Origin of the sequence: Flavobacterium bizetiae (genome assembly GCF_902804475.1) — a bacterium.
In the GTDB taxonomy this organism is placed as follows: Bacteria; Bacteroidota; Bacteroidia; order Flavobacteriales; family Flavobacteriaceae; genus Flavobacterium; species Flavobacterium bizetiae.
The window spans coordinates 1-5,571 of the sequence record NZ_CADCSU010000171.1; the positions used below are offsets into that span (position 1 = coordinate 1).

Sequence of the window (5,571 nt, forward strand, 5' to 3'; positions counted from 1 at the left end):
AAACTACTTTGTTTAACTTTTGTATTCTAAAATTAGAAAAAACAAAAATGCAAAACAAGTATAAAATTCTTATTTTTTTAAATTTAAAAAAGATCTGAATCATAAAAAACTATCAAAACATCAGAAAAACCTACGCCTTTAACATAAAAACGACTGTTATAAATATCACAAAAAAGCAAAATCAATTTGTGTTAAAACTTACAAAAGTAAGTTTAAGATTACTTTTAAAGACTCGTAATCGATTGAAATGCAGTAAAAAAAGTTGATTTGAAAAGCAAAACCTACAATTTATTTCAAAAAAAGAGATTCTTTACACTATTCAAAAAAAAGAAGTAGAAATACGGGGTAAAAAAAGCAAAAAAGTTTAAACAAAAGTTAAAAAACTAAAAAAAGGTAAATAATTTAACATCAATGATTTACCTTTTTCACAATATAGAGCTACAAAAATTACGATTCAATAATAGTATTGATTTGAGTAAATAATTGTCCGTCGCTTAAAAATGCTCCTTGCTGAATAAGTTCGAAAATAGAGGCATTACGATCTTCCGTAAATACTTTTTTACCTACTTTCATTTCTATATTCTCTGTAAACATATTATCGCTTAACCATTGTAAACCATCTTTAGTCAGAAAATCAGTTTCAGGAACTAATGATTTTAAAACGATAGATTGTACATCTTTTTCAAAACACTTAAACAAAAAGATATGGTTTCTGGAGAAATGCTCTAAATATTCGGCTCTCGATAAAACACCTTCCCAAATTAAATCAGAGAAAACGTCTAGTTCTTGTTCTGCCACTTCTGGCTTATTTATTTTAATAGAATCCCACTCTGCTTTATCAATGGTTTGTGTAGCTAAAAAATTAGCGAATTCTGCATGCAATTCATCAAATTGCTCTTTTGTTAATCTTGCGTATTTCATTTTCTTTTAGGCTTTATGCTTTACGCTGTACGCTATAAGCGATATGCTCTAGCCATCCAACATTCAGTCTAATTATTCTAATAATCTTTCATTAAACAAAAAAATCCCGATTCTCATCGGGATTTTTATATAGTATATAAAACTATTACTTTTCAGCGATAATTTCGTATGGTAATTCAACAATAACATCTCTGTGTAAACGGATGCTAGCTGCATATTTTCCAGTACGTTTTACGATACCACTAGTGATGAATTTTCTATCAATAGCGTTACCAGATTTTTCTAAAGCTTCAGCAATGTCGATGTTTGTGATAGAACCAAAAAGTTTCTCTCCACCAGCTTTTGCAGTAAGTTTAATTTCTAGAGCTTTTAAAGTTTCAGCTAATGCTTTTGCATCAGCAACAACTTTAGCTTCTTTGTGAGCTCTTTGTTTTAGGTTTTCAGCCAAAACTTTTTTAGCAGAAGGAGTTGCTAAAGCAGCAAAACCTTGAGGAATTAAAAAGTTACGTCCGTAACCAGCTTTTACAGTAACTACATCATCTTTAAATCCTAGATTCTGTACGTCTTGTTTTAAAATAAGTTCCATGTTGTTGTCCTTATGTTTGAGAAGTTAGGTTCCATCTTACCGGAAACCAACAACTTTGTTTTTAATATTATTTTAATAAATCGGCCACGTATGGCATTAAAGCTAAGTGACGAGCTCTTTTTACAGCTACAGAAACTTTTCTTTGGTATTTTAATGAAGTTCCAGTTAAACGACGAGGAAGAATTTTTCCTTGCTCATTAACGAATTTCAATAAGAAATCAGCATCTTTATAATCAATATATTTGATTCCTGATTTTTTGAAACGACAATACTTTTTAGTTTTGTTAGTTTCAATGTTTAAAGGCGTTAAATATCTGATATCTCCGTCTTTTTTTCCTTTTGCAGATTGTTCGATTGTAGACATAATAATTACGCTTTAGTAGATTTTAATTTAGCTCTTCTTCTTTCCGCCCATGAAATAGCATGTTTGTCTAAACTTACAGTTAAGAAACGCATAACTCTTTCGTCACGTCTAAATTCAGTTTCAAAAGCAATTAGAACTTCTCCAGCTACTTTGAATTCGAATAAATGGTAAAAACCACTTTTTTTGTTTTGGATTTCGTAAGCCATTTTTTTCAGACCCCAATCCTCTTTCGATACCATTTCAGCTCCTCTACTAGTAAGAAATTCTTCAAATTTCGTTACTGTTTCCTTCACCTGAACCTCAGATAAAACGGGATTTAAAATGAAAACAGTTTCATAATGATTCATAAATACAATATTTATTTGTTAAAATTGGGTGCAAAAGTAACCATTTAATTTATATATACAACACTTTTTTACTTTTATTCGTTGTAATGTAAAAAATGCAGGCTGTTTTTAGTTTTTTTTACAAAAAAATAATACATTTACTACTGCTATCCTGAATTTATTCTAAATCTTAATGTTATGAAACTAAACTGTGTTGTTGTAGATGATAGTTCTATACAAAGGACCATTATTGCAAAATTAGTTAATAATCACCCAGGTTTGCACTTAATCGGGGACTTTTCTAATGCAATAGAAGCAAAAAGCTGTATTTCTCTAAATAATATCGACTTAATATTTCTAGATATCGAAATGCCTGTTATTAATGGGTTTGATTTTCTTGACGGGCTAAAATCTAAGCCCCAAATTATATTTATTACTTCTAAAGCAGAGTATGCTTTAAAAGCGTTTGATTATGATGCTACCGATTATTTGCAAAAACCTATCGCCGTAGACCGTTTTAATGCCTCTGTAAAGAGAGCAATTGATATGCATTTGCTTAAAAAAGATGTAAAAGAAGAAGAAGGCGAACATATCTTCATCAAGAGCAACCTTAAAAAACTTAAAATTTTCACAGCAAAAATCAAATGGATTGAAGCTTTTGGAGATTATGTAAGAGTGGTTACCGAGGATGACAGTAACCTGGTACTTTCTACAATGAAATCTTTTGAAAACGACTTATCAAAGGAGAAATTTATTCGTGTACACAAATCTTATATTATTAATATCGACAAGGTAGAACGATTTAACAGCAAATTTGCTGAAATTGGTATTACCAAAATTCCGCTAAGCCGAAATAAAAAAGAAGATTTAGTCAAAGCATTATCAACGTCGTCATAATTTAATAAAAATCGACGTTGGCAATAACTTTTATAGCTCTGTACTGAGCAACAGCCTCAAAACTATTCAACATTTTCTGAATAGTTTTTTTTGTTCCCCCCAAAGGCATATTCTGAGGAATCTTAATCAGGATCGTTCTGATGTACTCATTTCTGATTCTGCTTATCGCCGGTTCCTCAGGTCCTAAAACAGGAATACCCAAATTCTGACTCAAAACCTGATACAGCCACATCGAACCTTCCTTCAATTTATCAAACTCACGATGTTTCAGCGTTAGTTTAATAATCCTGAAATAAGGTGGGTACTTATAAATTTGGCGATCATACAATTGCTCTTTATACATACCTACATAATTATGGTTTGTAACTTGCTGAATTGTATTATGATTAGGATTATAAGTTTGTATAACTACTTTTCCTTGTTTTTCTGATCTTCCGGCTCTTCCTGCCACTTGTGTCATCATTTGAAAACTTCGTTCGAAAGCCCTGAAATCAGGATGATGCAGCATATTATCTGCATTCATAATTCCTACCAGACTTACGTTGTCAAAATCTAAACCTTTGGCAAGCATTTGTGTTCCTACCAAAATATCTATCTCACGGTTTTTAAACGAATCGATTATTTTTTCAAAGCCAAACTTACCACGAGTTGTATCCTGATCCATTCTGCCGGTTTTGGCTTTTGGAAAAAGTAATACCAATTCCTGCTCGATTTGCTCTGTACCAAAACCTTTTGTAGTCAAATCAATACTTGAACAACTATGACAATGCGTTGGTTTTGCGATAGCATACCCGCAATAATGGCAACGCAATTGATTTTTATGTTTATGAAAAGTCAAACTCACATCGCATTGCTGACAATGCGGAACGTGCCCGCAAGTCATACATTCTATTATAGGAGAATATCCACGTCTGTTTTGAAACAAAATCACTTGTTCACCCAAAGACAAAGCTTCTGCAATTTCTTCGATTAAAATATCACTAAAATGCCCCGTCATTCGTTTTCTGAAATGTTTGTCTTTTAGATCAACTAAAAGAATCTCGGGCATTCGAACATTATTATAACGTTCTGAGAGCGTAACCAAACCGTATTTGTCTGTTTGAGTATTAAAATAGGTTTCGATACTTGGCGTCGCCGATCCCAAAAGCACTTTTGCATTATGAAAATTAGCCAAAACAATCGCAGCATCTCTGGCGTGATATCTTGGCGCTGGATCAGTTTGCTTAAAAGTTTGCTCGTGTTCTTCATCAACAATTAATAACCCTAAATTATTAAAAGGAAGAAACAAAGCCGACCTTGCTCCTATTACGATTTGAGCTTTTTCAGCATTTTCGAGTGTTTGCCTCCAAACCTCAACTCTTTCATTGTTACTATATTTAGAATGAAAAACAGCAACTTTATCTCCAAAATGAAGTCGTAAACGCGATACTAATTGAGTCGTAAGCGCAATTTCCGGCAATAGATACAAAACCTGCCTTCCTGTTACCAAATACTCTTCAATCAACTTGATATAAATTTCTGTTTTTCCGCTGGATGTAACACCGTGAAGCAAACAAACTTCTTTATCTAAAAAGCTAGTTTTAATGGATTCAAAAGCACTATTCTGAGCTTCACTCAACAATAATTGCTTTTCAGATGCTTGTCCGGAAAACGAAACACGATCGTGCTGCAAAAGATATTCTTCGAAAATTTCTTTATCGATTAAAGCCTTTACCGTAGCAGAAGTTGAATCCGAAACCTCAACCAGCTTTTTTACCGTAATAGGTTTCTTTTCAGAAGCCATTAATTGAAAATAAGCCAGAACAATTTCCTTCTGTTTATTAGCGCTTTTTAAAACTTCTAATAGTTCATTTAAACCATTATCAGATTCGTATTTGGCATGTAGTTTTACGTACCGAACCAATTTTGGCTTATAACTTTCTTTCATTTCTTCTTCTAAAACAATAATGTCCTTTGTCATTAATTTTTGAAGAATCGGAAAAATATTTTTTTTGTTTAAAATTGAAGCAATCTCCCCAACCTTAAGCGAACTCTGATGTTGCAGTGCTTCATAAATTAAAAACTCGTCATCAGAAAGCTCAGAATCATTTACTAATGTATCCGGTTTATGCGAAACTACAGTTTCACTTTCAAGCAATAATCCGCTAGGGAAAGCTCCGCGATATACATCGCCAATTCCGCACATATAATAAGTAGCCACCCAAAGCCAGTGTTTAATCTGGATTTCAGTTGCAATAGGTCTTTCGTCTAATATTTGATGAATTTCTTTAGCATCATACAAACTTGGTTCGTTTTGATGAATATCAATTACCAGCGCCGTATATATTTTACTTTTACCAAAAGGTACAGCAACGCGCATTCCCTTTTTTATGAAATGAAATTCGGCCTCAGAAATACGATAAGTAAAGGTTTTGGCTAAAGAAAGCGGTAAAACAACTTCGACAAAAAACATGCGGATATTTTATAAGATTTAGAAA

6 protein-coding genes are annotated in these 5,571 nt (G+C 32.5%); 1 reads left to right on the top strand and 5 read right to left on the bottom strand.

Annotated features, from left to right (window positions below; all coding sequences use genetic code 11):
• Positions 1-447: 447 nt before the first annotated feature.
• The 4 genes from FLACOL7796_RS21700 to rpsF all read right to left on the bottom strand — a co-directional run bounded on the left by FLACOL7796_RS21700 (position 448) and on the right by rpsF (position 2,218).
• Positions 448-921, bottom strand: coding sequence for a DUF6495 family protein (locus tag FLACOL7796_RS21700; RefSeq protein WP_065449577.1), 474 nt, complete (start codon positions 919-921; stop codon positions 448-450).
• 145 nt (positions 922-1,066) lie between these two features.
• Positions 1,067-1,507: a 50S ribosomal protein L9 gene (rplI, locus tag FLACOL7796_RS21705; protein ID WP_173972883.1), complete on the bottom strand. Its 441-nt coding sequence runs from the start codon at positions 1,505-1,507 to the stop codon at positions 1,067-1,069.
• Positions 1,508-1,574: 67 nt separating this feature from the next.
• Positions 1,575-1,871 carry a 30S ribosomal protein S18 gene (rpsR, locus tag FLACOL7796_RS21710; protein WP_002987043.1) on the bottom strand — a complete coding sequence of 99 codons (297 nt, stop codon included), beginning with the start codon at positions 1,869-1,871 and terminating at the stop codon, positions 1,575-1,577.
• Between the two features lie 5 nt (positions 1,872-1,876).
• Entirely contained in the window at positions 1,877-2,218 is a 342-nt protein-coding gene (gene rpsF, locus FLACOL7796_RS21715; RefSeq protein ID WP_007810575.1) for a 30S ribosomal protein S6, read from the bottom strand.
• Between the two features lie 177 nt (positions 2,219-2,395).
• Between rpsF and FLACOL7796_RS21720 the strand changes: the two genes are divergently transcribed.
• Positions 2,396-3,094 (top strand): LytR/AlgR family response regulator transcription factor, encoded by a 699-nt coding sequence (locus FLACOL7796_RS21720; RefSeq protein ID WP_055097960.1) that lies wholly within the window; start codon positions 2,396-2,398, stop codon positions 3,092-3,094.
• Position 3,095: 1 nt separating this feature from the next.
• On the opposite strand, the gene priA is transcribed toward FLACOL7796_RS21720, so the two are convergent.
• The gene (gene priA / locus FLACOL7796_RS21725) at positions 3,096-5,546 is read right to left on the bottom strand and encodes a replication restart helicase PriA (protein ID WP_173972884.1); all 2,451 of its coding nucleotides are present in this window, start codon (positions 5,544-5,546) and stop codon (positions 3,096-3,098) included.
• Positions 5,547-5,571: the final 25 nt, after the last annotated feature.

Excerpts from the sequence above, each read along its gene's own strand:
- FLACOL7796_RS21700 (WP_065449577.1), bottom strand. The coding sequence starts at position 921 with ATGAAATACGCAAGATTAACAAAAGAGCAATTTGATGAATTGCATGCA.
- rplI (WP_173972883.1), bottom strand. The coding sequence starts at position 1,507 with ATGGAACTTATTTTAAAACAAGACGTACAGAATCTAGGATTTAAAGAT.
- rpsR (WP_002987043.1), bottom strand. The coding sequence starts at position 1,871 with ATGTCTACAATCGAACAATCTGCAAAAGGAAAAAAAGACGGAGATATC.
- rpsF (WP_007810575.1), bottom strand. The coding sequence starts at position 2,218 with ATGAATCATTATGAAACTGTTTTCATTTTAAATCCCGTTTTATCTGAG.
- FLACOL7796_RS21720 (WP_055097960.1), top strand. The coding sequence starts at position 2,396 with ATGAAACTAAACTGTGTTGTTGTAGATGATAGTTCTATACAAAGGACC.
- priA (WP_173972884.1), bottom strand. The coding sequence starts at position 5,546 with ATGTTTTTTGTCGAAGTTGTTTTACCGCTTTCTTTAGCCAAAACCTTT.